This is a genomic window from Exiguobacterium sp. UBA3491 (assembly GCF_002377745.1).
Classification (GTDB): Bacteria; Bacillota; Bacilli; order Exiguobacteriales; family Exiguobacteriaceae; genus Exiguobacterium_A.
Genome location: NZ_DFQK01000012.1, coordinates 81,523 through 107,072, shown reverse-complemented (window position 1 = coordinate 107,072; position 25,550 = coordinate 81,523). Strand labels below are relative to the sequence as shown.

The following is a 25,550-nucleotide window of genomic DNA, read 5'->3' as shown; positions in this document are numbered from 1 at the left end:
CTCTAATTTCTTGAATTGAATATCGACAGTATACGCTCGTCTTCCTCTGAATAGCTACTGATGTGCTTAGGCGATGTGTCACTTGCGGATCGCTTTACGACGCCCCCCCGGCCACCACCAGTTCCAGTGACCAAATAGCTTCATCAGTGCGGGAACAAGGAGCATCCGGACAATCGTAGCATCAATAAAAATTGCAAGCGCGATACCGACGCCAAGTTGTTTGATCGGACTAACACCTGTAAAGGCAAACGCACCAGTGACGACGATCATGATCAAGGCAGCGGACGTAATGATTTTACTCGTCTTCGCCAGTCCCATCTCGGTCGCATGATCGTTGTCGCCCGTCTCGTCATAATATTCTTCCATTCGCGAGACGAGGAACACTTCATAATCCATCGATAAGCCGAAGACGAGTGAGAAGATGAAGACCGGTGTTAGAATGCCGATCGTCTCCTGCGGAAGAACTGCGCCGGACTCGAACAAGACGACGAGTAATCCAAACGTTGCTCCTAAACTGAGCAAATTCATCAGAATCGCCTTGATTGGAATCAAGATGGATCGGAACGCGATTAGCAGAATGATGAATGTCGCCAAGACGACGACACCGACAGCCAGTGGAAGTTTCGATTCAATGGCATCATAAATTTCCTGATTGAAGGCTGCTGGTCCCCCGACAAGGTAACCGTCCGCCTGCACCTTTCGTACCCAGTCTTGCGACGTAGCATCGCCGGGATCTCCTTTTAAATTGACGTTGATCCGTGCTTGATCGTTCTCTGATAGAAACGGCTTCAGTGCATCGCGCCCAGCCGAAACAGCGAGTAACTGCTCGAGCGGAACCTGTTGCTGTTCCGCGATCGTTGCGGCGGACACGACGGAACGCACTTCTGAATCTGATTCGAGTCGAATCGTCACATCTTCGATTTTTTCTCGTCCCACCTCTGAGGAAGCATCCGCAGATAAGATGAGAACGGCGTCCGTTCCATCGTTCCCGAATGTTTTTTCCCACGACTCAAAGGCGAGACGCGACGGATAGGATTCCGGCAAGGCAGTTGCTTGCGGAATGTTCAACGTCAAGTCCCGTAACGGAAATAAACAAGGTAAAAGAAGTAATAAAGATAGAATCGTCACTGTGACAGGGCGCTTCATGACGAAACGTGCGAGGCGGCGCCAACGATCTTCTCCACGACCTGCTCGTTGCCGGAAAAGTCGTCCTTTTTCTAGTACCTTCCCGAAAACGATTAATAGTGCCGGTAATAATGTCAACGCACTGACAACCGCCCCGAGTACCGAAACGAGTGTCCCGATTGCGACAGCGCGGAAGACATCAACATCAATCAACAACAATCCGGCAAGTCCGACGAATACACAGATTCCGGAAAATAAAATCGAGCGTCCTGCCGTCTCGACCGAACGAATCGCTGCCGACCGAATCCCTTGTCCGTCCTGCTGTTCTTCACGGAACCGATTAACGTATAACAGCGAAAAATCAATGCCGAGCGCCAGCGAAATCATTGCGACCGCATTCAAGACGAAGATCGATAACTCTTGTTGTCCGGCAACGAAATAAAGAACACCGGCACCAAAAACAAAAGTGACGAGTCCCATGATCAAGGGTAAGATGGCGGCAACGGGTGTACCGAAAACGAGTAGTAAGACGATCAATGCTGCCGGAATTCCGATTAACTCAGCTCGGATGAGGTCATTTTTGGACGCTGTATTCAAATCATCGACGACGACCGGTTCACCCGTTAACCGAATCGTTCCGGTGTCATCCAGTTGACGTGTGACCGTAGCTGCCCATTTCGCATCAAGTGTCGGTACACCGACCGTCACGTATCCCTTATCGTCCCGAATCGCTCGCGGATTTTCAACAGGTCCAGTGACGTTCCCGACACCTTTGATGTCACGGAAGCGTTCGACATGTTCCACCATCGTTTGTTGTAGATTCTCTTGATTCTCAAATAGGACGATGATCGTATGCGGATCCTGACCGAAGTCTTGATCGAGTACTGTCTCAACGCGTTGAAAATCACCGTCACGTGTAAATCCGTTTCCTTCTAGACGATCGGGTAATTGATAGGCGAAATAACCAAGCACGACGAGCAGTATCGCCCAAACAATCAACACTCCTCGAAAATACGTACTCATCAGATGACCAAGCCGTTCCATGATGCGTCCCCTTTCTGTATAAACGTACAAAAAACATCCTTCTTGCTGAAAAGCGAAAAGGATGTTTCGTTACGTCTTTTGAAAAATTTGAACCCATGTGTTGCCGAATGTCGCCGATGTCGATACGATCGCAAGACGTCGCGCCTCTTCATCGAGTAACACACTTTTGAGTAAAACGGAGGAATGACATCCCTCGAACTTATATTTCAGCTGATTCTTCTCATACAAGTAAAAACGAGATGAATCGGTGATCGAAAACAGTTGGTGCCGGTGATCAACGAGTGAGTACTCCGCGTAATCTGAAAAAGGAATAATCGATTCCTGATTCGTCGCAGCGTCCCAAATCACATACCATTCTTTTAGATCATCATAAGAAATAATTGTCGTAGGTGCGATGAATCGTTCGAACGTCAAACGTGTATCATATCCTCGCTCCACTAAGCGTCCGAACAGTGGCGCCTCTTCATAATTTGAGTACCGCCAGTCCCCTGTTTGAACGTTCACACAGACGACGTCTGTTTCTGCCGTGTACAGGAAGATCTCATCATCTTGCCACAAGAATAAATTACTGAACCATGCTTCGGAAAAAGCAGCGGGTCGCTTGATATAATCTAAATGCCCTTGCTCTAAATCTAGTAAACCAAAATAAGCTGACTCTTCAAATACGATGAACAATCGTCCACCGCCTGGCTCAATGTACCAGGAGAATGGAACATACGCACATGCTGTTTCCCATAGTGGTCTTAAATCCGCATCACATTTCATAAATCCGTGGCGATCTCGAAAAAGAAGCAAATCCTCCCCGATTCGATCGAACAGTGAGACGGATTCATGGAGTAACAGCTCTGCAGCAGGTTTATACATATGCATCACTTCCTACTTCATACGGTATCAACCTTCTCAGTTTCTCGCTACTATTGATGCGCTCGGCTTGCACCTCCTGTTATACTAACTTCATGGAAAAAGGAGGACGAACACGATGAAACCTTTACAATTATCAGCAGAGACGGCTGTCGAACTCTCGAAACGTCTGAACGTACCACTTGAACAACTGATGCATATGCCGCGCCATATCTTGATTCAAAAGCTCGTCGAACTCGAGCAGGAACAAGCGAAAACAGAATCTGATTCGTCTAGCGAATCGGAATCTTGAGTAAAAAGCCTCTATTCCAATGACGGAAGGAGGCTTTAATCTTCGTTTAAGATTGTGGATGATAGTCGGATTTACCGTAACGGAAGACATTGATGATCGCTTTTCCGTCACTCGGATAACCATTCGGGTGATCGATCGGGAAGAGGGAGAAAAAGACGAAATAAAACGAGAAATACGCAAATTGGTACGTAAAGATCGACGCCTCGAACACGCCGGCATAAATAAGACCATTTACGACTAAGATACTCACCAAGTTCGCGATCGATCCACCAGCATAGACCATGATATTAGCAAACTTCGTTTCATGACGTAGCGCCTCATATTGACACCATCCATCCCAAAAATAAACACGATTCAGTCGAATTGGACCAACACGAAGCAATGATTTGCCTGAACCAATATTGATTTCCATGTTTCCACCGAACAATCGGGCGAAAAAGTAATGACCCATCTCATGAATCAATGTCACGATAGGCAGCAGTAAAAAGAACGATAAAAAGAATTTCCATAAATCACCGAAACCGAACATACAACGTACACCCTCTCACTTCAAAACAACATCTTAAATACTACATATAATTTTTCCCGAAAGATGTATCTTCAAACAATGTTTCGATGATTTTCGCAAGTCAATTGCATGACAGACTGACATCGGACTGTCATCCGCGCACAAAAGAAGGACGAAGCCATTTAGTGCTTCATCCTTCTCCATTTAATCGGTTTTCTTTCGACGTTTGTTCGCTGCGTACAACAATCCGATAATCGTCAGTGCTGCACCGCCTGCTACCGCATATTTCTTGTAATCCGCTTTTCGTTCGGCGATGACCGTCGTCGTCAATGCTTGGACGACCAACTGTTTCTCTTCATGCAGTCGTGGTGCGTGCAACTTAACGGCACCCGACTCCACCAACACCTCGAATTCACCGTTTGGCAATTCAATCGTGATATCCTCTTCCGTCGCATTATGATAGACACGCTGCCGTTCGACGTATCCTTCATATGTTCGTTTCAGTTCAAAGGCAATGACACCTTCCCCTTCTTCGAGGAAACGCAGATGTTTTTTGATCATCGCTGCGTTTGCGAGACGGAACATCGGATACTGACGACGGAGGGCAATCAATCCTTTGACGTACTCGACTGCCGGACGCTCTGTTTCCGCCCGTTCATAGTCAAGACGATTGACGACCTCTCCGGCATTGAAGCTGTCACGAATTCCGTCCTTCGTCCGGAAGAACTCTTGTCCGGCATGGAGGAAAGGAATGCCTTGTCCCGTCAAAATGATCGCATTTGCAAGCATTTGCCGTTTCCGACGAATCTCTTCCGTGTCTTCTGGACGAGACACCGTTAATTTATCCCAAATCGTCAAATCATCATGAGCCTCGACGTACGAGACGACTTGATTCGGCTCATCGGCAAATCCTTGCGAAGAGACGTTACCAGCGATTCCCCGTTTGACTTCACTCGTCCGGTCAAATGCACCACTGATGAAACCACGGTCTTCTGGCGTTTGGACGTCGCCTTTGACCCCGTCCCGTAAGCCGTTGTTGAAATGAGCGATCCCTGGCATCTTCGGTGCGTTGAAATAGTTCGCTTTTTCTTCCGGATCAAGTGGCGTATCGAGATCCCAGCCTTCACCGATGATCAGAATCGACGGATCAATCCGGTCAAGTGCATGGCGCACTTGATTCATCGTCTCAACATCATGAAGTCCCATTAAGTCGAAGCGGAACCCATCGAGATGGTATTCTTTCGCCCAGTACGTCACACAATCAAGAATGAACTTTCGCATCATCAGACGTTCAGATGCGGTATCATTTCCACAGAAACTACCGTTTGAGAGACTCCCATCCGCCTCTTGACGATAAAAGTATCCAGGAACGAACTGACCAAGCGGAACCGTCGCCGCATCATACGTATGATTGAAGACGACGTCCATGATGACACGGATCCCGCGATCATGTAACGCCTGCACCAATTGTTTTAATTCAAGGATCCGCGTTCGTGGATCATCCGGATTCGAGGAGTACGAACCTTCCGGCGCAAAGTAGTTCACCGGATCATAACCCCAGTTATAGTTATCCGGGTCGTTCGGCGCTGTCTCATTGACCGAGCCAAAATCATAGATCGGTAGTAACTGGACATGTGTCACACCGAGGTCTGCCAAATAATCAAGCCCTGTCAATCCACCATTTGGTGTCCGTGTCCCAGCTTCCGTCAGTCCAGCGAACGTCCCACGTGCGACGACACCACTACCCGGATGACTCGTTGCATCGCGTACGTGTAATTCATAGACAACTGCGTCTTGCGAAGAATGGAACAATGGACGTTCTTCAATCCATCGTTCTGGTGTCACACTGGTCGGGTCAATTAATGCGCCGCGCTTTCCGTTCGTTCCGACGGCTTTCGCATACGGATCGACCGCCTCGACTTTTTGTCCGTTGATGCTCGCTTGAAACGTATAGAAATAACCTTCATATGTCGCTCGATCGAGTTCGACGACGTACGTTCCCCGTTCGCCTGCCACCATCTCGACCTCTTCGACTTTTCGTGCGCGTAGTGTCTTGTAGAGACGAATCACGACACGTTCTGCTGTCGGCGCCCACAAGCGCACGTGAATCGCTGTCTCTGAGAAGGTCGCTCCTAAATCATTTCCACTATAGGCAAATCGCTCATCCAGTTCTTGCGGTGTGAGCGTCAACATGTCTGCTGTTTGTTTCAAAGCCAAGCACCCCTTTCATTTCATGGTTTTTATTATAACAAAATTTCAAAGCAGTGGACGCTTCCGGTATTCCTCTCTAAAATAGAGAGTGGAATGAAAGGGGAGATTGAAATGGCAGCAAAAGATAATTCATTTGATATCGTGTCACAAATCAACATCGAGGAAGTCAAGAACGCGGTCCAAATCGCACTGAAGGAAATCACGAACCGCTTCGACTTCAAAGGTTCAAAAAGCGACATGAAGCTCGAAAAAGAGGATTTGATTCTAATCTCAGATGACGATTTCAAACTCGATCAAGTCAAAGACGTCTTAACAGCAAAATTGATCAAGCGAGAAGTCCCAACCAAAAACCTGCAGTATGAAAAAGTCGAGCAGGCTGCCGGGAATACAGTCCGACAACGTGTCATCCTGAAAAGTGGAATCGACCGTGACGACGCGAAAAAGATCAACAATGCCGTCAAGGAATCGAAATTAAAAGTGAAGACACAGATCCAAGATGATCAAATTCGTGTCACAGGTAAATCGCGTGATGACTTACAACAAGTCATGCAGATCGTTCGTGAGCTTCCATTATCGGTCGACGTTCAATTCATTAACTTCCGTTAATCGATTGATCTGAACGCTCATATTCAAAAGATAGGCATAGCGCATTTTCGGGTATCTCCTTAACAAAGGAGTGGTCGATCATGCGTTATGCCCTTTTTGCGGATCTTCACAGCTCAGTAGCCGACACAGCGGCTGTCCTAGCTGACATACGACAGCTCGCTCCCGATGCGCATTTGTTCTGCCTTGGTGACGTTCATGAATGTCATGTCGGTAAAAAGCGAGCGAAGCGCTATTCCTTCGAATCGCTCTCCCTCGTCGTGACGCTTGATGATGATTTTTTAAACCTAATTGATTTTAAGATGTTACTTGGCAATCAAGAAGAGCGCATCCTGTCGCTCGTTCCACCGCAACTATCTCCTGTCATCGATGCGTTACGCGATTGCCCTCGAAAACAACGCATCGAGGGTGCATTATTGATTCATGGAGATCAATTGAATTGGTCCCGTGATTTTTTGCCCGATCTGTCACAGCAACGTGAACCAGTACTCTTTTTTGGTCATAGTCATATCAGAGGTTTGTTTCGAAATGGCATTGCTATGTCGAGCCCATTGTATCAATCTTTATCCATTAATAATGGAGGACGATATGCCATCAATCTAGGTCCTGTCGTGTTCGAACGAGAATGGTGTCTTTACGATTCAGAGCAACAATCGATCGTGTTCCATCGGGCAAACTAAGAAGATACGACAAAAGCCGTCGGGCACAGGGCTCGACGGCTTTTGTTTGTGCATCCTATTGATCAGAGATAACGGACAAGCGATGCCTTGACGACATCCACTTGTGTGAAGTTCGTCTCTTCCGCGAATGCTTCGATGACTTGACGGACATCCCCTTGACGACGAACGAAGCTCGTCGGAACTGGTGTTGTACCGACAAGTTGCTCATGCAAACTCGTCAATCGATGATCATCGATGATCGTCGTCATCAAATCAAGGAACAGAAGAACATGCAGACGGTTCAAATAATCCCATGGCTTGTCTTCCGAACGGAATTCATTACGAGCGAGCCATTTTTTCAATCCGATCGCATCGATTTGACTCAACGTCTCTGTCGTGCGCGCCGACTTCCAAAGCGTCAACAGTTCGCCGAGTTTTTTTCGTGTCTGTTTTTTACGCATGAAGAATTCAAAATTGTCTTTCGTGCGCAACGCGTCTCCTTCGATCGGAGCAATCAAATCAGCTTCCGGCGCCGTCACGAAATCGTGAACGAAATCGACAGACTCTCCCGGTAACCAAGCAGCGAGTTTCCCGTGAAAATCAGCCATGAAGGCGACGGTTTCTGCCAAAGGCTCCTGCTTCATCCGTGAAGCAGCTTGCTGTAATCGGTCTTTCGTCTCAGTCTTCATAATCTACCTCTTCTTATTCGTGGATTGGTCTTACATTTCTTCCGGAGCGCCGACACCAAGTAAACGAAGACCTTCTGTCAAGACGATCGTGACGGACTTGACGAGTGCAAGACGCGATTGTTTTGCCGCGTCATCTTCGAGAACACGGACGTGTCCGTAGTATTTATTAAAGCTTTGTGCAAGATCTAAGACGTAACGGCTGATGATTGACGGCTCGCGACGTGTGAACGCGCGATCGATGACCGTCGAGAATTGGTTCAGCATCGATACGACACCCCATGCATGATCATCGGCACTGCCAGCGAATGGTGTGCCATCATAGCTACCTTTACGGAGCAATGAGTGCGCACGAGCATTCGTATACTGGACATACGGTCCTGTTTCACCTTCGAATTTCAACATCTGCTCAAGATCGAACTCGATATTGTTCATCCGTTCATTTTTCAAATCATGGAAGATGACGGCGCCAACACCTACTTGACGAGCTGTTGCTTCGGCATTCGCTAAGTTCGGATTTTTTTCCGCGATGTTTTGCTTCGCGACGTCGATTGCTTCTTGTAGTACTTCTTCAAGCAAGACGATCCGACCTTTACGCGTAGACATTTTCTTTCCGTCTTTCATAATCAAACCGAACGGTACATGGTGCATTCCGTCGACATTCTCAAATCCAAGTTTCTTCAGGACTGCGAACAATTGCTTAAAGTGAAGCGCTTGTTCGCCGCCAACGACGTAGAATGCTTGCTCAAAACGGTACGTTTCGAGACGATAGACAGCAGCTGCTAAGTCACGTGTCGCATAAAGCGTTGCGCCATCCTTCTTTTTAATCAAAGCAGGCGGCATACCTTCTGCTTCGAGGTCGACGACCATTGCCCCTTCTGATTCGACGAGTAAATCTTTTTCTTCAAGCAAATCGATGACGTGTTGCATCTTATCGTTGTAGAAAGCTTCTCCGTTCAAGCTATCGAATTTAACTCCGAGCATCTCATAAACACGATTGAACTCAACAAGTGAGACTTCACGGAACCACGTCCAAAGCGTTGTTGCCTGCTCATCACCTTGTTCGAGTTTTTTGAACCAGAGACGTCCTTCGTCTTCAAGTGCCGGATTTGTTTCCGCTTCTTCGTGGAACCGGACATATAATTTCAACAATTCCTTGATTGGTTCTGCACGGACCGCTTCTTCCTCACCCCACATCGTGTACGCAACCATCAATTTCCCGAACTGTGTTCCCCAGTCCCCTAAATGGTTGACACCGACGACATCATAGCCTTTTTTACGTGAGATTTGGTTGAGCGCGTTTCCGATTACCGTTGAACGTAAGTGACCCATCGAGAATGGTTTCGCGATGTTTGGTGATGAAAAATCAGTGACAATCGTTTTTCCATTGGCTTCACTTGATCCGAACGTCTCATTTTCCGTCAGAACTTGGTTGACGATTTCTTGCGATACGACTTCCCGGTTCAAGAAGACGTTGATGTAAGGACCTACAGCCTGAACGTTTGAGAACAATGGCGCGTCGATTTTTTCTGCGAGGTCCGAAGCAATCATATTGGGTGCTTTACGGAATGCTTTCGCGAGCATGAAGCATGGGAATGCTAGATCTCCATGATCTTCATGTTTCGGTTGCTCGATTAGTTGTTCGATTTGTTCAATCGATAAGGCACCTTCCATGACTTGATGTAATACTTCTGCGTATTGCGTTTTATAACTCATCTTTATTTCCTCCTGCTTCACTGATTTTTGGCAATAAAAAACGCCCCTTGCGCCACGCGCAAAGAGACGGAATGACCGCGGTACCACTCTTCTTGGTGTCCTTTTGACACCCACCTTGTTCGGGGATAACGGGGTTCCCCCGGCTACGCCTTTTCTTTCAGGAATCGGGTAGCGTCTCAGAAGTGCGCTTCACGACCGGTTCGTCCTCAGGCTTCCACCATTCCCTGATTCGCTAGTTGACGAAAATCAACCGTTACTCTCTTCATCATCGACTGTATTCGATATCTTTCACATTATACGCAATTCTTTCTTTTCTCTCAACCTTATTTTTTTGGTAAATGGCTTATCAAAATTTCCACAATTCGGGTATAGGAATAAAAGATACTTCTCAGGGGGAGGGATGTTTCATGCGCTACTACCAACAGGTAGCCCGGACGAGCTGGATCGTTTTCAGTCTCGTCGCCTTGACATTGTTATTGATTGGCATCGTTCATCCACCTACCTTCCCTCCTTCCATCTCCATCGTCAATACCCTTTATTTGTTTGGGCTCGTTCTCCTGTTTCAGTTCGATAATGTCCGTCGTGGCGGCATTTATTATACGTTTCAAGAAGGAATCATTTTATTTTTATTCCTCAATTACGGTTTGACGTACGCTTTGATTTTAAGCCAAGTCGGTATTCTCGTCTTTCAATTCATGTCTCACCGAAAAGCGATTCGCTGGAAACGTTTCGCCTATCTCTACCCAATCAACGCCTTGTTTGATTTAGTCTACATCTCGCTTCCGGTATTTGCGTATGAAGCGCTCGGTGGACCGATCGGCTCAAGCTTTACGTATACCAAAGCTCTGATTCCCTTCATCGGCTTTTTGATCACAGTCTTCCTTGTTTCTTACTTCCAATGTCTGCTCGTCAATCGCTTTCTTTTCTTGAAATACGATTGGCAACGTCTTGTGAAGCTTCAGTCCCTCGTTTACGGAATCAGCATGTTAAGTGCTCTACTTGGGATCTGGTTCTACGATGAAAGTCCTCTTGTCGCGGCTACAGTCTCCGCCTTGATTCTCTTTTTATTCAAACGTCTGTTGCAAGAACGTGGTGACTCACTTGAAGCAAATGATAATGCTAAACGATTTGATGATGCGAAGGAACACTTATTGATCTCCCGCTTCGAACGCGAGACGATCGACTCGTTACTTCTCGATTTACCGCATCTGCTACCGTTTTCTGAAGGCTGGATTTCGATTCAACAACAGCGGAAACAAGTCATCTATGACATCCGGACGAAGCAACCGATCGATGTGTTACCGCTGTTTCACTCTTTGACAGCCGACGATTTGCATACCCCGATCATCTATGGTCTTCGTTGCGACTGGGGAAACGATATTCAAATCGGATTGCCTGTCGATCGCCATTCAATGCTAGCAATTCCTTCGATTACGAGCGGAGAAGTCGATGTCTCGATCATTCTGTTCCATCAAGTCGCAGACGCCTATGATGCGACGAATGCCGACGAATTATCTCGTCTACTCCGTATCTTTTGTCGCGTCCTAGAACGCTCTCGTGAAACGGTTCAACTCTATACAGAAAGTCGGACTGACGCCTTAACGGAATTACCAAATAGTCGTGCCTTTTACGAACACGGTCGACAAGAATTCGCTGCTGATTGCTATCCGCTTTCCGTGATTCTGTTTGATATCGATCATTTCAAACACGTCAACGATACGTACGGGCATAAAGTAGGCGATCTCGTCCTTCGTGAACTCGGTCGACGCATCCAGGTGATCCAACTGCAACATGATGATGTCTTCGCTGCTCGTTATGGCGGGGAGGAATTCGTACTTTTGTTGCGAAATCGTAGTCAAGAGGCTGCCATTCAGATTGCCGAGACGGTCCGCCATGCGGTCATGGATCGCCCCTTCCTCGTCGATGGTCACCGACTTTCCTTAACTATAAGCCTCGGAATTGATACAGTGGAAGAAAGATATCAACGGACGTTCGAAGAATCGCTACGTCAAGCCGATCATGCACTCTATGTCGGCGGAAAACACAACGGACGCAATTGTACCGCGCACTATGCAAATCTTTGAAAGGTCGTGACTCTATTGTCGATTACGGAAATTGAAATGACGCTACCGACATCACAAACCCACCGGACGATTCGAATTCATCGTCCGCCACATTTTGATCCTTCTGAAGCTTTACCAGTAATTTATATGCATGACGGACAAAACGTCTTTAGTGGAGAAACCGCCTCGTTCGGAAAAGGCTGGGAGATTCATCTTGCACTACAACAGACACAGATTCCGGCAATGGTCGTCGCGATTGACAGTCCAGAAGATGGAATGGATCGGTACGATGACTATGCTCCTTGGAGTGACGAAGCCTTATTGATGCGAAGCGCCTATCCTTCGCACCGGACGTCAATCGGTGGCAACGGTAAGGTCTATATGGACTGGATCATCCGCGAGTTAAAACCATACATTGATGCCAACTATGCGACACGCCCTGATGATACGACAATGATCGGCAGTTCGATGGGTGGCGTCATCTCGCTATATGGATTATTCGCGTATCCGGAAGTCATCACGCGCGTCGCTGCCTTATCGACTGCTGGATGGGCAAACTTCTCCTCACTCCTTGAATTCATCGAGCGCAGTCCGTCTCTGTCTGCAACGCATCGCTGTTATATGGACGTCGGCACAAAAGAAGTGAGTGGTCCGATGACCGAGACGGATTATTTACACACGAATGATGTCTTAGCGCGAGCGGTCGAACAGAAACTCGCTCAAAGTCGCTATACGATCATTCCGGAAGCAATCCATCATGAAACGGCCTGGGCCAAACGTTTGCCAGATATTTTACGTTACTTGTTCCCATCCTCTTGAATACACAAAAAAGCCGGACGGTTTCTATTAAAGAAATCATCCGGCTTTTTACGCGTGCCTTATACTAATTCTTCTTGTTGCTCTTTTTCATAACGGTTGCGCGGATGCTCCCGGCATTCATCGGAACACGAACGCATGACTTTTGGTTCGCATTCTTCACAGCAGAAGTGCTGTCGATTGCATTCCGGGTTTGCGCAATTAACGTAGCGCGTCTCCGGTTTTCCACAGTAGTAACATTCTGAGACGACAGAAGGATTGACGGCATTGACAGGAACTTGTACACGCTCATCAAAGACGTATAGTTCGCCTTCCCAGTCTTCTCCTTGTGTCTGTTCATCTTTTCCGTACATGACGACTCCGCCTTTAAGGTGGAAGATATCATCACTCTGTTGCCGTTTACGGAAGTACGCCGTGAATTTTTCACAACGAACACCACCCGTACAGTATGTGAGAACCTTTTTTCCTTCAAACAAATGCTCGTTCTCGTCAAGCCACTCCGGGAATTCCCGTGAAGCATTGACATCCACTTTTACAGCATTCTTGAAGTGTCCGAGGTCGTATTCGTAGTTGTTGCGTACATCGAGAATGACGACGTCATCTTGTTTCATCATTTCTTTCCACTCTGCTGGTTCAAGATACGCAGCGTGTTCTTCTGGTACGTTGAATTCGTCCTCAAAACGCCATGTGACGAGTTCTTTTTTGTAACGGACGAACGTCTTTTTGAAGGCATGCTCCTCGACTTCATCGATTTTGAATTCGATGTCAGCGAATCGTGGATCCGCCGTCAAGTCCTTCATGTATTGTTCCGTTTGTTCGACTGTTCCAGAGAGTGTGCCGTTGATTCCTTCAGGTGCAATCAAAATCCGACCTTTGATACCGAGCTCTTTACAGTAAGCAAGATGCTCTTTCGTTAGCTGTTCCGCATTTTCAATTGGAACATACTTATAAAATAATAGTACGCGATAAGGTTTCATATTCCTCATTAGCCCCCATGTCAGTTTTTTGCAGTAAAACGAACGTTGGCAAACGAAGCGTCTAGCTATTGACTAGCTGGGAACGCCTGCAAAACGCACCCATTTAAGTATAATACCAACTCCCTTTCGAATGTACAATCCACAATTCCTGAATCCCTTTCAAGGAATTTCATTCCCTTTCTGAATCCGAAAGAGGTAAAATAAAACACAGTAGTACATCTCGCAAGGAGGATTCCGAATGCTCCATACACTTCGTGACTGGATCGAGCAGATGATTTTCTTTCTCCAAGACTTACCTGGAGGAGCTGCCACCGGTTTGATTGCCCCGTTTCTTGAGTCTCTATTTCCTTTCCTGCCACTCGTCCTGATCATTTCCGCGAATGCGGCAACCTATGGTTTTGGTATGGGTGTTCTCGTATCATGGGTCGGGAGCATGCTTGGATCACTCGTCGTCTTCGCTTGTATTCGATATCTATTTCGTCGTCCGGTCACGCGTTGGCTTGAAAAACACCATGCCGCGCAACAGTGGATCGAACGTGTTCGTCACATGAGTCCCATCTCACTCGGATTCTTTTTTTCGCTTCCATTCATGCCTGCGTTCATCATCACGTCCATTTCTGCCATGATTCAACTATCGCTGCGGACGTATTTGATCGCTGCTGGTGCCGGGCGTCTGATCGTCGTCATCATCTTCTCGCTAATCGGAAAGGAATGGTCCACGTTTCTTGAACGTCCGATGCGTCTTGTCCTTCTATTTTTGATTTTACTCGCCATCTGGGGAGTTAGTCGCGGGACGGAAGAATGGTTGAAGCGTCGTGCCCTTTCAAAACGTGCGGATCATTTACGAGAAATCGAAGATAAGATCGAACGTCCATTTGAAAAATGACTCGAGGCTGACTCAAAAAAAGAATGACGCGTCTTTTCACGCCCTTTCCTCAGGCGAGACACAAGCCAGTTTTCCTGCTCCGTTGAAGCAGGAAAGCGGGTCTTGTTCGTCTCTGACAGCGCATAAATGCGCTTTTCCTGTAGGAGTGGCGCGAAACGCGTCATTCTTTTTGTTACGAGATAAGGATGGCAGATCATCATTCTGCCATCCTTATCTTTGTAGAGACTGACTTTTGAGTCAGCCCCTTTAAGCTGTTCTCATTTTTCTAGGGACTAGGTCTTTTGAATCATTTTATAAAGTGGTTAATATATAAAAATAACGTTCAAACAATGTTCAATATTGAGAACGCTTACATTAAATTGGTATGACCAATATTAATATAATAATGATCTTTTCTTCTTAAAAATTAGGATAGCTTTTCCAGAAACGACATCCTTATAATGAATTTACATTCATTCCTTAAAGGAGGCGTCCTCATGCATCAAGCGTCCGAAGTCCAGAAAAATGAAGCGACTCAATCTGCTCCAGCCATTGTCGAGAGTGCTACCTTTCAACAATTGATGCGCCAAAAGAACGGCTTCATTCTTCCAGCTATTAGTTTTTGCCTTATTTTTTATTTTGCGCTTCCGATTTTGACAAGTTACTTCACGATTTTGAATGAGCCAGTATTCGGTGATATTACAGGAGCTTGGGTATTCGCATTTGCCCAGTTCATCATGACGTGGACGTTCTGCATGATGTATAGCAAAAAAGCACGTGCCTTTGATCGACTCGTCGAACAGATCAAGGAGGAGTCGAAATGAATTATACTGCCGTTGCCCTATTCGCAGCGATCGTCGGTTTGACGCTCGTCATTACATACTTTGCTGCCCGTAAAACAAAAACAGCTAACGACTTTTATACAGCGGACGGCGGACTCACTGGTGCACAAAACGGGATGGCGATTGCCGGCGACTACATGTCCGCCGCCTCGTTCCTCGGAATTGCCGGGATGATCGCTTTAGCCGGATTCGACGGATTCTTTTACTCGATCGGCTTCCTCGTTGCTTATCTTGTTGTCTTGTACCTCGTTGCCGAACCACTTCGGAACCTCGGAAAATACACGATGGCTGATATGATTGCCGCTCGTTTTAACGCCTCAAAAGTTCGTGGAGTCGCTGCCATGAACTCGATTGCGATCTCGATTTTTTACATGATCGCGCAACTCGTCGGTGCAGGTGCCTTGATTGAATTGTTGTTAGGAATTCCTTATACGACGAGTGTCATCATCGTCGGTATCTTAATGACGGTCTACGTCGTCTTCGGTGGTATGACTGCGACTTCGTGGGTTCAAATCATCAAAGCGATTCTCTTGATGGCAGGAACAGCCGTCATCTCGTTCATGGTCTTCGCGAAGTTCGATTTCTCGATCTTCAAGATGTTTTCAGAAGTGAAACAAGCCACGCCGCTCGGAGATTCATTCTTGAATCCTGGAAACAAATTTAAGTTACCACTCGATACGATTTCGCTCAATCTCGCGCTCGTTCTTGGAACAGCTGGATTACCACATATCTTAATTCGTTTCTTTACTGTTAAGGATGCTCCGACAGCTCGTAAATCCGTCGTGTACGCGACATGGATCATTGGTGTCTTTTATATCTTGACGATTTTCCTCGGCTTTGGTGCTGCTGCTTTCGTTGGTTCTGAAGATATCATCGCTGCTAATGCTGCTGGTAACATGGCTGCGCCACTTCTCGCTAAAGCACTTGGTGGCGATTTACTCTTTGCATTCGTCGCTGCGGTCGCTTTTGCGACAATCCTCGCCGTTGTTGCAGGACTTGTCTTATCCGCTGCGTCTGCCTTTGCTCATGATTTTTATAGTCATATTCTACGCAAAGGGCAAGCAACGGAAAAAGAACAGATGACGGCAGCACGACTTGCTTCCATTGCTGTCGCCTTGATTTCGATGGTACTGGCATTGTTCGCACAATCGATGAACGTCGCGTTCCTCGTATCGCTTGCCTTCGCTGTCGCGGCAAGTGCCAACTTGCCAGTCATTCTCTTGACGATCTTCTGGCGCCGTTTCAATACTGGCGGAGCTGTCACAGGTATGGTCGTCGGGTTATTCTCTTCACTGATTCTCGTCGCACTCAGTCCAAACCTTTGGGCAGTCGACGGTTCAGCCTTGTTTGTCGGGGAAGCCCTCTTCCCGCTGACGAATCCAGGAATCGTCTCCATCCCGCTTGGTTTCCTCGGAGCTATCGTCGGGACATTGTTGACGAAATCGAACGAGGTTGCCGGTAACTTCGAACGTATCTTAGTCAAGGCCAATACCGGTATCGATGCAGCAACGGAAGTCGCCGCGTCAAAAGAATAAGTTCCCCTTAACGGCTCCTTCAACCCCCTTGAAGGAGCCGTCCCCTTTTACATTCTTCTCATTCATTGCCATACTAAGTGAATAATAGAGAAGAAAAGGAAAGGAAGACTGTACATGGATCTCGCTTTTTATTATTTCTTAATCCTCGGATTTTTCATTGGAATCATTTCCGGATTTTTCGGAATCGGTGGCGGTATCATCTTGACGCCCCTGTTACTCATTTTAGGATATGCTCCGAGTGTCGCGATCGCGACGAGCCTCATGTTGACTCTCGGATCAACGGTTTCAGGTACGCTCTCTCACTTACGTCTTAAAAATGTCGTCTGGCGCGATAGTCTCGTCGTCGGTGGCGTCGGAATCATCGGTTCGACGATCGCGACACCACTCGTTCTTCGACTAGAGGCAGTCAATGGTGCTCATCTCGTCATCTCAATCGTTTATATCGGTCTCTTACTCTACTTCGCGAATAAATTCTTACGTCCGAAATCAACGACGGGTGAACAGACGGGGTGGAAAAATCGATATCTCGCTCTTGCCTTCACTGGTTTGTTCGCCGGATTCATTTCTTCATTACTTGGTGTCAGCGGTGGCTTCATCATCACCCCGTTACTCGTCGGGATCGTTGGCTATGAGTTGAAACGTGCGGTCGGAACGAGTATTGCTTCCGCGTTGCTGATTGTCCTATCGGGACTCGTCAATTACACGGTCGCAAGTACGAACATCGATATCCTGGTCGGAATCATGCTGATCGTCGGTGCCTTGCTCGGAGCACCGATTGGCGCGAAGCAATTGACGCACTTCGAAAGCCCATTCGTCAAAAAGTACCTCGGTATCTTCTATTTGACGGTTGCGATCAGTGTTTTACTCGAGGTCATCGGCTGGAACGTCGCTTCACTCTCTGTCCTCGTTGCGCTGAGTTTAATATTCTTACTGACACTCCTCATCTACAGTCGTCGTCGGACGAATGGATGAATCGTCTCATCACAAAAGCCGTGGTGCCTGTTTAAAGGCATCACGGCTTTTGTTCGTTTAAGCGACTCGTTTATGAGCCGTCCGTTCGTAATTCCTCGTTTGTTCAATGACCAAGTGCGACAAGAACAGCATCCCGATCAAGTTCGGAATCATCATCAATCCATTTGCGATATCTGCGACGAGCCACAACGGTTCTAATTGCGCGACGGCACCATAACAGGCTGCGAGTGCAAAGAATACACGGTATCCTTCGTTGAAACGTGTCGTACCGCTCAAGTACTCCAAGCACTTCTCTCCATAGACATACCAACCGATGATCGTCGAATAACCGAAGAAGAAGACGGAGAATGCGACAGTCCATTCTCCAAATGATCCAAGGACGCTCGCAAAGGCGGTTGCCGTTAGTGCTGCCCCGGAAAGGCTCGCATCGTGCGTTACACCTGAATGTAACCCGCCTGACGGATCCCAAAATCCTGTCGTCAGAAGAACGAGTGCCGTCATCGTACAGACGACCAAAGTCACGATGAAGGTACTTGTCATCGAGATCAATCCTTGTTCGACCGGACGTTCACTTTTCGCAGATCCGGCGATCAAGGCTGCTGTCCCGAGTCCTGCCTCATTCGTAAAAATGCCTCGTGCTACACCGACTTGCATTGCCATCATGATCGATACACCGGTGAAGGCGCCTGCAGGTGCAAGCGGCTGGAAAGCATACGCAAAGATTAAACCAAGGGCTGGTAGAATCTGATCTGCTTTCACTACCAAAAGCACACAAGCGGCACCGATATAGAGCAAGCTCATGATCGGAACGAAGATCGTCGAGATCGCACTGACGCGTTCGAGCCCACCACGAATCGATACATAGACTGCCAGCGCGAGCAGAATGCCGAAGAGTAGAAGCGGTACATGAAACGATTGCTCAAGCACCGTTGCCATCGCATTCGCTTGCACGGTGTTCCCGACACCAAATGATGCAATCAAACCAAATGCCGCAAACAAGATGGCGAGGAATTTAAATTTTGCACCTAGTCCCTTTTCGATATAATACATTGGTCCACTGACAGCTTCGCCGCGTTCATTTCGACTTCTAAAAAGAATCGCAAGAAGACTTTCCGCATATTTCGTCGCCATTCCGATCAAACCGATGATCCACATCCAAAAGACTGCACCCGGTCCGCCCATCGTTAAGGCGACCGCGATTCCCGCGATGTTTCCGTTCCCGATCGTCGCTGCAAGAGACGTCATTAACATCTGAAAGCTACTAATTTCCCCTTCACCCTGTCCTGATTTTTGAACTGACAATTGAAACGCTTGTTTCAAGCGACGAAACTGAAGACCACGTAAACGAATCGTAAAGTACACTCCCGTTCCTACTAACAACACCATGCTTGGAATTCCCCAGACCCAAGCAGATATCAGACGTAACACATCCATGCCATTTCATCCTCTCTCTTTTTCCGAGGCTTACCGTAGCATGGAGTTGTGTTTTCATACAATACGAAAGAATACTTTTTGTGATTTTACACAACAGAAGCTATACTAAAGATACTGAACGAGAGAGAAAGAAGGGATTCCTCCATGTTAGAAGCTTCATACCATTCGTTAGACGATTTAGCGGAAGCGATCGGTATCGCCTTAAATGCGCCGATTACGATTGAAGATCGTAATCACCGTCTCCTTGCCTATAGTACGCATACTGCTGACACGGACCCTGCTCGTGTCGCAACGATCATCGGTCGCCGGGTACCGGAATCGGTCATCGACCAACTCTGGAAAGACGAAGTCATCCAGAGTCTCGCTACTCAAGACGATCCGCTCATCATTTCTGCGCGCACGGATGTTGGACTGAATGACCGCGTCGCCATTGCCATCAAACAAGATTCAGAAATTCTCGGCTACATTTGGTCGATTGCTCGCAGTACCCCGTTCACTCCATCAGAACTAGCAGATTTAAAGAAAGGAGCTCTGCTTGCTCAACGTCAGTTACTAGCGATCGATATGCAGAAAAAACGGAAGGAAGAGCAGACGGAACAATTCTTCTTTGAGTTATTACATGAAGAACTATCCGAGTCGGAGATCCTGAAGATGTTTTCTAAGCTCCATGTCGCACCCCCTGGCATTAGTCGTTTGACGGTCATCCGTTTTTCAGAAGCAATCACACCACGACTTGCGGATCGTCTGCGCTATTTATTGACGATCCAACAGACGGTTCGTCCATTACTTTACGCATATGATGAAACAGATTTTATCTTGTGGATCAGCACAAACGACCGCGACGCAGAACAAGAACGTCTACAGTTTGACGCCTTCATCCAGTCCTTCCGCCAATTACTCGCGGAGCGGTTCGATTACACGGACTTTGTCGCAGCAAGTAGTGAAGTCTTCACAGGCGTCCAAGCGATTCCCGAGCGCTATGAAGAAGCGGGCATCGTCTTGCGTTTGAAAGATGCCTTTCCATTCGAACTGAAGAACGTGACGCGTTACGAACGTCTCGGCTTGTTTCAGCTCTTGCCAATTTTTTCAGAACGTCTGCGACGACGAACGGTCCGTCTCGAAGAAATCGAGCGATTGCGTGCTTACGATGTGAAACATGCCTCCTCTTTATGTGAGACGCTAGAATGGTTTCTTCATTATGATGGGAACGTCAAGCAAGTCGCTTCCCATCTCCATGTTCATCCGAACACGATCCTATATCGGATGCGACGGATCGAGGAGGAAGCTGGTATCCGGATGGAATCACTACCCGAACGTTCCTTACTCTATTTGTACCTAAAAGCAGACCGATATCCTTTGTGATTTTACACAAAGGATATCGGTTATTTTTGAAAACACCGATAAAGTAGAGCGTTTTCATTTCTCGTATACTGAAGAAGAAGAGAAATTGATTTGTTTATTTGCGAAAGGGGATCGCGTTCACATGATCATTGGAGTATTAAAGGAAATCAAAAACAACGAAAACCGTGTTGCATTAACACCTGCCGGGGTAGCAGCGTTACATGCACAAGGACATCGTGTCATCATTGAATCGATGGCAGGCATGGGGAGTGGTTTCACGAACGAGGAGTACGTCAAAGCTGGTGCTGAAATCATCGCGACTGCTGCTGAAGTCTGGGCAACAGCCGAACTGGCTTTAAAAGTCAAAGAGCCAATCGCTTCAGAGTACCAATATTTCCGTCCGGACCTGACATTATTCACGTATCTCCACCTAGCTGCTGAGCCAGAACTGACACGTGCACTCGTTGATTCGAACATCACAGCAATCGCTTATGAGACAGTCGAGAAGAACCGCACACTTCCATTGTTAACACCAATGAGTGAAGTCGCCGGTCGTATGGCATCACAAATCGGTGCACAGTTCTTGGAAAAACCACACGGTGGTATGGGCATCCTGCTTGCAGGTGTCCCTGGGGTTCGTCGTGGAAAAGTAACAGTCATCGGTGGCGGTGTCGTCGGAACAAATGCTGCGAAACTCGCTGTCGGTCTTGGTGCAGATGTTACAATCATCGATGTTAGTCCAGAACGCCTTCGCCAGTTAGATGATATCTTTGGTAACTCGATCAACACATTGATCTCAAACCCGTACACGATTGCTGAAGCGGTCGCTGAAAGTGATCTCGTCATCGGTGCTGTCTTGATTCCAGGTGCAAAAGCACCGAAGCTCGTCACTGCCGACATGGTCAAACGGATGAAGCCAGGTGCTGTCATCGTTGACGTTGCCATCGACCAAGGTGGAATCTTTGAGACGGTTGACCGCATCTCGACGCATGATGATCCAACGTACGAAAAATTCGGTGTCGTTCATTACGCGGTCGCGAACATGCCGGGTGCCGTTCCACGTACGTCTACCCTGGCATTGACGAACGCAACGCTTCCGTATGTCCTTGAACTCGCGAATAAAGGCACACATCGTGCGCTTGCTGAAAACGATGCTCTCGAAAAAGGATTGAATGTCGCGCAAGGCTTCGTCACGTATGAAGCGGTCGCACGCGATCTCGGATACACGTACAAATCCGTTGAAGATGTACTTCACTTACACGCATAATTTCGAAAGTAAAAATAGCCGATGCTTCCTTTTCTAGGAATGATCGGCTATTTTTTATGAAAAGAAGAAATTGCGGACGAATCTCTTTATTATTTCTTGAGGCACCACTCGGCTTGTCATATGATGAAAATATATGATTTTGAACTAATAGAGGTGATTTCATTACATGACACAAACCGTAACCGCTCATTCTCATGAACTTCAGAGCCATGTCGCTGAAGTTGCGTTACTCGAAGCACTGACATCTGATACAGAAGAGAACATACGTATTGCCGCAACCGAGCGCTTACGTGTTCTCGTTCCATCCCATCCATTGCTCAACATTGCTACAGCCCATTCCCTTTATTTCAAGAACGAACTCACTCAAGCGCGTCGACTTATTGAAGAGACGCACCAGCAAATCGGCGAGCATGTGCAAGGATACATTCTTCTCGGTATCATCAGTGAAGAGGAAGGATATATGCACGAAGCAGAACAGTTTTTCCTTTCAGCCATCACACGGTTCCCGGAAGAACCGGCAGGACATCGTTCTCTTGCCGTCCATTACAATCATCGACAATTTTATGGAGAATCAGCCGTCCATGCGTTTACATATTTAAAAAAAGTTGGCGCATCTGGAATCGATACGCTGATGGCTATTGATTCCATCCAACAACTAGACGGTCATTCGATCGATATGTTGGAAACACTCTATGCGTTAATCATCGGGGTATCTCATCTCGATAAAACAGCTGTCTTTCATGCGACTGCTTCTGCTAATCAAGGTATTCAATACGAGATGCTACATGCTACATTGCGTGAAGACAGCGACGATACACTCTACGCTAAACTCGACGAACGCATTTCCAATATGCTCGAGCACGGCTTGTACGCAGCTGTTTATGACGATTCCGAAGAAAAAATCTATCGCTATGTTTTCCGTGATATGTGTCGAGATATGACCATCCGACATGCAGGATGGCGTGCGTACCCAGACTATATTCGACTACGTTTTCTCTATTTCAAACAATTGTTGTTACGCGACTGAAAGTCAAAAAGCAAACGCAACGAGTGCCGCGATCGTCCATGGCAAGATTAAGTTGTCGAGATCGCGATATGAGATTGCTTCGATTAAGGCTGCGATGTTTGCAAGCAAGAAGCCGTAACTGACAGCGAGCCAAATCGGTTGTCCATAAAATAAGAACGTTACAGTCAAAACAAGGAATGACGCTAAAAACAAAGCGATACTTCCTTCAAAGGAACGTTTCGTCTCACCGCGGACGTAAAACGTCTTCCCGAAGCGTTTTCCGACGAGTGCCGCGAGACCATCTCCCCAAGCGAGCACCATGCTTCCCGCAACGAATGCCATCGGTTGTCGTTCGAAGAAGAATAGGACGAGTCCTGCCAATGCGAGCGGATAATAGACCGTTCCATAAGAAGGACGGTCGACGCCATGCATCTGTCCGATTCCTTTTCGTAATGTCAACAGATTGACGAGAGCAAAGAAAAGTAATGGTACGATGGCGATGTACCAGTGATCAAGCCATAGCAGCGCAAGAAATACCCAGTGACCGACAGCGACATGAATCCATTTCCGAACCGTCTCGGGAGAAAATCCGAAACGGCGTCCAACGAATTCAAGAATGACGAGAATGAAGCCGACGATTCCAATCGTGCCAATGGCAGCAAACCATTCCATCGTGATTCCCCCTTTCCTATTATTGTACGTTGTTTTAGTTGCCATTTGCCCTATTGAACCTTCATTTGATAACATAAGGTCAAATGACGTCCTAGAGAGGAAGTTTTGGAAATGTATGATGCTCAAGCAGTCCAAACATTATCAAGTTGTCTGCAACGCCTGAACGAGGGGAAAGGAATCGAACCCCTCGTCGCAATGGAAGGAACGGAATTGCCAAAGGTAATCAATCGCCTGAAACAATTCGATCCATTAAAAAATGGTTTATCGATCAATGAAATCGTCCATTTGGCAAATGCTCTAATCGGAGAACACATGTCAGCGACGACGATCCAGAACTGGACGAAACGTGAAGTTCGGGACATCATCGGCGTACCGCATCGTGGGAAAAAATACTCGATCAATCAAGCCGCCATCATCTACCTGTTGGATGATTTAAAACACCTCTTCTCGTTAGAAGAAACACGGGAACTGCTGACGATCGTCTTCCAGAACCCAAATATCGATGAGGATGATTTAATCAGCCCTCTTAATTTTTATCTCGTCTATACGCAGCACGCGGAGACAAGTGGACCGATCGAATTAACGGAGAAGCGTCTCAAACGCTCGCTCGAGCGGATTAACGCCTACCGCCCTGAAACCGTTCATGTCTTACAACTCTGCCTCTACGCCCGTCGTGTGTCGCATTTGACACATGAAGCTAAACAACGCCTCCATCATGTCCTGCAAACGACATGATGAAAAAAAGATGCCATCCATGTCATGGAAGGCATCTTTTTTTTATTAAACAGCTGTCAGTGATTTAAAGTGGACGTTATTCGTCAGACTTTTCAGGACAGAGAGTAGTTCGTACATTGAGAGCTTGTCAGCATCCTTGACAAGACGGTATTCATCACCGTCCTGCAATAATTCCGCAACGACTTCTCCGGCTGCACTCCGTACGGAGAATTTTCCTTTTGTCAGGTCGAAGGAAATCGTGAACGTACCACGCTCATATACGTTGTACTCACATTTCTTCGAGAAGAGCGAAAACTTCTCGCGCATTTGACCTACCTCTTGTCCATCATGGTTCATCACGACCCATTTCTTGCATGTCGGAATGAACTTACCAAACGCTACCCCTCTACCTTCACCATTCATTACTTGAACACGACCGTTTTCGTCGTGTTGAACCGCACCGATCATTTGGTGCGCTTCATCATAAATCGCGGCATGACCTTGCGAAAAAACGCAACCCTGCACATAGACAACTTTGCGCAACAGAAATTCTCCTCTCACTGCTAAAACGTGCTGGTTTTTCGTCCCCAGTTTATTTAGACATCCTGTATAGTTTAACTTTCTTTATCTGTATGATATTTCGTTAACGAAAATGATTATTGCACCGTTTCTTCAAATTGACAACCCCCTTTTGTCGACAATCATTCGACAAGTTCAATGCAGGTTCATCTCTTTTGCAAATGCGAGCAATTCTTCCCGATCGATGAGACGAACTTGATTCGGTTCTGCCAGTTGATACGCGGCTTCTGTAAAGGTCGAATTCGTAACGACCCATCCCTCGTCCATTCCGTAGAATGGAACCGAGGCAGCGACCTGTTGAACCGCTTCGAGCCCTACAGCCGCACTGTATCGCTTCGCCTGGATGGCAATCTTATACCCTCGTTCATCCTCTATCAACAAATCTGCTCCGAAGTCGCGTGAGGCAGGTGTCAACTCGACCCGATATCCTGCTGTTTCAAATAAATCGGCAAGCCATTCTTCAAATTCTCGTCCTTCCATTCGATCGAGTCTTTTTTCAAGCGACGGCGTTAAAACGGACAAAAGAAGAAAAAGGATACACCCTACTATACTGATGATTAAGATTAAAGGTTCCCAAGAACTTGAAAAAAAATAAGTTCCGAAAACTCCTATCATGGCAAACAAAGCTGCTAGTAACAATCGTTTTCTTTTTAATTGTTTCATCCTACTTTTCCCCTCTACTTCGTCGTGACCTTTTTTTCACTATACTAAAATTCTTCGTTGGTTGCTTCCTTCGACAGGAAACGCGGCTCGTCTTGCAGA

24 protein-coding genes and 1 other annotated feature are annotated in these 25,550 nt (G+C 46.9%); of the genes, 13 read left to right on the top strand and 11 right to left on the bottom strand.

Annotated features, from left to right (window positions below):
• Positions 1–78 precede the first annotated feature (78 nt).
• Positions 79–2,169, bottom strand: a complete 2,091-nt coding sequence (locus B4F99_RS03615; RefSeq protein ID WP_290755382.1) for an MMPL family transporter — start codon at positions 2,167–2,169, stop codon at positions 79–81.
• 69 nt (positions 2,170–2,238) lie between these two features.
• The gene (locus B4F99_RS03610; protein WP_290755380.1) at positions 2,239–3,033 is read right to left on the bottom strand and encodes a hypothetical protein; all 795 of its coding nucleotides are present in this window, start codon (positions 3,031–3,033) and stop codon (positions 2,239–2,241) included.
• A gap of 115 nt (positions 3,034–3,148) precedes the next feature.
• On the opposite strand from B4F99_RS03610, the gene B4F99_RS03605 reads away from it, so the two are divergent.
• Positions 3,149–3,322, top strand: a complete 174-nt coding sequence (locus B4F99_RS03605; RefSeq protein ID WP_082665887.1) for a YycC family protein — start codon at positions 3,149–3,151, stop codon at positions 3,320–3,322.
• Positions 3,323–3,368: 46 nt separating this feature from the next.
• On the opposite strand, the gene B4F99_RS03600 is transcribed toward B4F99_RS03605, so the two are convergent.
• Together B4F99_RS03600 and pulA are read right to left on the bottom strand one after the other, a co-directional pair.
• On the bottom strand, positions 3,369–3,851 hold the full coding sequence (locus B4F99_RS03600) for a site-2 protease family protein (RefSeq protein ID WP_058265683.1): 483 nt from the start codon (positions 3,849–3,851) through the stop codon (positions 3,369–3,371).
• A gap of 183 nt (positions 3,852–4,034) precedes the next feature.
• A complete protein-coding gene (pulA, locus tag B4F99_RS03595) occupies positions 4,035–6,041 on the bottom strand; it encodes a type I pullulanase (protein WP_290755377.1) in 2,007 nt (668 codons plus the stop codon).
• A gap of 111 nt (positions 6,042–6,152) precedes the next feature.
• On the opposite strand from pulA, the gene B4F99_RS03590 reads away from it, so the two are divergent.
• Positions 6,153–6,647, top strand: coding sequence for a YajQ family cyclic di-GMP-binding protein (locus B4F99_RS03590; RefSeq protein WP_023469671.1), 495 nt, complete (start codon positions 6,153–6,155; stop codon positions 6,645–6,647).
• An 80-nt stretch (positions 6,648–6,727) separates the two neighbouring features.
• Entirely contained in the window at positions 6,728–7,324 is a 597-nt protein-coding gene (locus B4F99_RS03585) for a metallophosphoesterase family protein (protein WP_290755375.1), read from the top strand.
• A gap of 62 nt (positions 7,325–7,386) precedes the next feature.
• On the opposite strand, the gene B4F99_RS03580 is transcribed toward B4F99_RS03585, so the two are convergent.
• Positions 7,387–7,992 (bottom strand): hypothetical protein, encoded by a 606-nt coding sequence (locus B4F99_RS03580; protein ID WP_214856656.1) that lies wholly within the window; start codon positions 7,990–7,992, stop codon positions 7,387–7,389.
• Positions 7,993–8,022: 30 nt separating this feature from the next.
• A complete protein-coding gene (argS, locus tag B4F99_RS03575) occupies positions 8,023–9,705 on the bottom strand; it encodes an arginine--tRNA ligase (RefSeq protein WP_214856657.1) in 1,683 nt (560 codons plus the stop codon).
• A gap of 59 nt (positions 9,706–9,764) precedes the next feature.
• Positions 9,765–9,983, bottom strand: a binding site (T-box leader).
• A gap of 129 nt (positions 9,984–10,112) precedes the next feature.
• Here argS and B4F99_RS03570 point away from each other — a divergent pair.
• Positions 10,113–11,789 carry a GGDEF domain-containing protein gene (locus B4F99_RS03570; RefSeq protein ID WP_290755373.1) on the top strand — a complete coding sequence of 559 codons (1,677 nt, stop codon included), beginning with the start codon at positions 10,113–10,115 and terminating at the stop codon, positions 11,787–11,789.
• Positions 11,790–11,804: 15 nt separating this feature from the next.
• Entirely contained in the window at positions 11,805–12,587 is a 783-nt protein-coding gene (locus tag B4F99_RS03565) for an alpha/beta hydrolase (protein ID WP_290755372.1), read from the top strand.
• Positions 12,588–12,646: 59 nt separating this feature from the next.
• Here B4F99_RS03565 and B4F99_RS03560 read toward each other — a convergent pair whose 3' ends face one another.
• Positions 12,647–13,561 (bottom strand): rhodanese-related sulfurtransferase, encoded by a 915-nt coding sequence (locus B4F99_RS03560; protein WP_396136368.1) that lies wholly within the window; start codon positions 13,559–13,561, stop codon positions 12,647–12,649.
• A gap of 238 nt (positions 13,562–13,799) precedes the next feature.
• Between B4F99_RS03560 and B4F99_RS03555 the strand changes: the two genes are divergently transcribed.
• The 4 genes from B4F99_RS03555 (at position 13,800) to B4F99_RS03540 (ending at position 17,775) form a co-directional block, all read left to right on the top strand.
• A complete protein-coding gene (locus B4F99_RS03555) occupies positions 13,800–14,447 on the top strand; it encodes a TVP38/TMEM64 family protein (protein ID WP_290755371.1) in 648 nt (215 codons plus the stop codon).
• A gap of 476 nt (positions 14,448–14,923) precedes the next feature.
• A complete protein-coding gene (locus B4F99_RS03550) occupies positions 14,924–15,250 on the top strand; it encodes a DUF485 domain-containing protein (protein WP_290755370.1) in 327 nt (108 codons plus the stop codon).
• Positions 15,247–16,803, top strand: coding sequence for a solute symporter family protein (locus B4F99_RS03545; protein WP_035412105.1), 1,557 nt, complete (start codon positions 15,247–15,249; stop codon positions 16,801–16,803). The genes B4F99_RS03550 and B4F99_RS03545 overlap by 4 nt, the downstream gene beginning before the upstream one ends.
• Positions 16,804–16,917: 114 nt before the next feature.
• Complete coding sequence (locus B4F99_RS03540; protein WP_214856663.1) at positions 16,918–17,775, top strand: sulfite exporter TauE/SafE family protein; 858 nt, start codon at positions 16,918–16,920, stop codon at positions 17,773–17,775.
• A gap of 57 nt (positions 17,776–17,832) precedes the next feature.
• On the opposite strand, the gene B4F99_RS03535 is transcribed toward B4F99_RS03540, so the two are convergent.
• A complete protein-coding gene (locus tag B4F99_RS03535) occupies positions 17,833–19,209 on the bottom strand; it encodes an alanine/glycine:cation symporter family protein (protein ID WP_214856665.1) in 1,377 nt (458 codons plus the stop codon).
• Between the two features lie 144 nt (positions 19,210–19,353).
• Here B4F99_RS03535 and B4F99_RS03530 point away from each other — a divergent pair, with 144 nt between their 5' ends.
• From B4F99_RS03530 to B4F99_RS03520, 3 genes are all read left to right on the top strand, one after another.
• Complete coding sequence (locus tag B4F99_RS03530; RefSeq protein ID WP_035395605.1) at positions 19,354–20,571, top strand: PucR family transcriptional regulator; 1,218 nt, start codon at positions 19,354–19,356, stop codon at positions 20,569–20,571.
• A gap of 121 nt (positions 20,572–20,692) precedes the next feature.
• On the top strand, positions 20,693–21,817 hold the full coding sequence (gene ald, locus B4F99_RS03525; RefSeq protein WP_029342897.1) for an alanine dehydrogenase: 1,125 nt from the start codon (positions 20,693–20,695) through the stop codon (positions 21,815–21,817).
• 166 nt (positions 21,818–21,983) lie between these two features.
• Positions 21,984–22,844 carry a tetratricopeptide repeat protein gene (locus tag B4F99_RS03520; RefSeq protein ID WP_214856666.1) on the top strand — a complete coding sequence of 287 codons (861 nt, stop codon included), beginning with the start codon at positions 21,984–21,986 and terminating at the stop codon, positions 22,842–22,844.
• Positions 22,845–22,847: 3 nt separating this feature from the next.
• Here the strand turns inward: B4F99_RS03520 and B4F99_RS03515 are convergent, their stop codons facing one another.
• Entirely contained in the window at positions 22,848–23,495 is a 648-nt protein-coding gene (locus B4F99_RS03515; protein WP_214856667.1) for a diacylglycerol/polyprenol kinase family protein, read from the bottom strand.
• 111 nt (positions 23,496–23,606) lie between these two features.
• On the opposite strand from B4F99_RS03515, the gene B4F99_RS03510 reads away from it, so the two are divergent.
• A complete protein-coding gene (locus B4F99_RS03510; RefSeq protein ID WP_214856668.1) occupies positions 23,607–24,230 on the top strand; it encodes a DUF1836 domain-containing protein in 624 nt (207 codons plus the stop codon).
• A gap of 45 nt (positions 24,231–24,275) precedes the next feature.
• Here the strand turns inward: B4F99_RS03510 and B4F99_RS03505 are convergent, their stop codons facing one another.
• Positions 24,276–24,752 carry a hypothetical protein gene (locus tag B4F99_RS03505; protein ID WP_214856669.1) on the bottom strand — a complete coding sequence of 159 codons (477 nt, stop codon included), beginning with the start codon at positions 24,750–24,752 and terminating at the stop codon, positions 24,276–24,278.
• 171 nt (positions 24,753–24,923) lie between these two features.
• Positions 24,924–25,268 carry a restriction endonuclease gene (locus tag B4F99_RS03500; RefSeq protein ID WP_235147606.1) on the bottom strand — a complete coding sequence of 115 codons (345 nt, stop codon included), beginning with the start codon at positions 25,266–25,268 and terminating at the stop codon, positions 24,924–24,926.
• Positions 25,269–25,550 lie beyond the last annotated feature (282 nt).

Bases quoted from the DNA above. Each gene is read 5' to 3' on its own strand.
- B4F99_RS03590 (WP_023469671.1), top strand. From the start codon at position 6,153: ATGGCAGCAAAAGATAATTCATTTGATATCGTGTCACAAATCAACATC.
- B4F99_RS03515 (WP_214856667.1), bottom strand. From the start codon at position 23,495: ATGGAATGGTTTGCTGCCATTGGCACGATTGGAATCGTCGGCTTCATT.
- B4F99_RS03555 (WP_290755371.1), top strand. From the start codon at position 13,800: ATGCTCCATACACTTCGTGACTGGATCGAGCAGATGATTTTCTTTCTC.
- B4F99_RS03615 (WP_290755382.1), bottom strand. From the start codon at position 2,169: ATGGAACGGCTTGGTCATCTGATGAGTACGTATTTTCGAGGAGTGTTG.
- B4F99_RS03520 (WP_214856666.1), top strand. From the start codon at position 21,984: ATGACACAAACCGTAACCGCTCATTCTCATGAACTTCAGAGCCATGTC.
- B4F99_RS03540 (WP_214856663.1), top strand. From the start codon at position 16,918: ATGGATCTCGCTTTTTATTATTTCTTAATCCTCGGATTTTTCATTGGA.
- B4F99_RS03560 (WP_396136368.1), bottom strand. From the start codon at position 13,561: ATGAAACCTTATCGCGTACTATTATTTTATAAGTATGTTCCAATTGAA.
- B4F99_RS03605 (WP_082665887.1), top strand. From the start codon at position 3,149: ATGAAACCTTTACAATTATCAGCAGAGACGGCTGTCGAACTCTCGAAA.
- argS (WP_214856657.1), bottom strand. From the start codon at position 9,705: ATGAGTTATAAAACGCAATACGCAGAAGTATTACATCAAGTCATGGAA.
- B4F99_RS03535 (WP_214856665.1), bottom strand. From the start codon at position 19,209: ATGGATGTGTTACGTCTGATATCTGCTTGGGTCTGGGGAATTCCAAGC.
- B4F99_RS03570 (WP_290755373.1), top strand. From the start codon at position 10,113: ATGCGCTACTACCAACAGGTAGCCCGGACGAGCTGGATCGTTTTCAGT.
- B4F99_RS03585 (WP_290755375.1), top strand. From the start codon at position 6,728: ATGCGTTATGCCCTTTTTGCGGATCTTCACAGCTCAGTAGCCGACACA.
- B4F99_RS03530 (WP_035395605.1), top strand. From the start codon at position 19,354: ATGTTAGAAGCTTCATACCATTCGTTAGACGATTTAGCGGAAGCGATC.
- B4F99_RS03500 (WP_235147606.1), bottom strand. From the start codon at position 25,268: ATGGAAGGACGAGAATTTGAAGAATGGCTTGCCGATTTATTTGAAACA.
- B4F99_RS03600 (WP_058265683.1), bottom strand. From the start codon at position 3,851: ATGTTCGGTTTCGGTGATTTATGGAAATTCTTTTTATCGTTCTTTTTA.
- B4F99_RS03580 (WP_214856656.1), bottom strand. From the start codon at position 7,992: ATGAAGACTGAGACGAAAGACCGATTACAGCAAGCTGCTTCACGGATG.
- ald (WP_029342897.1), top strand. From the start codon at position 20,693: ATGATCATTGGAGTATTAAAGGAAATCAAAAACAACGAAAACCGTGTT.
- B4F99_RS03510 (WP_214856668.1), top strand. From the start codon at position 23,607: ATGTATGATGCTCAAGCAGTCCAAACATTATCAAGTTGTCTGCAACGC.
- B4F99_RS03545 (WP_035412105.1), top strand. From the start codon at position 15,247: ATGAATTATACTGCCGTTGCCCTATTCGCAGCGATCGTCGGTTTGACG.
- B4F99_RS03550 (WP_290755370.1), top strand. From the start codon at position 14,924: ATGCATCAAGCGTCCGAAGTCCAGAAAAATGAAGCGACTCAATCTGCT.
- B4F99_RS03610 (WP_290755380.1), bottom strand. From the start codon at position 3,033: ATGTATAAACCTGCTGCAGAGCTGTTACTCCATGAATCCGTCTCACTG.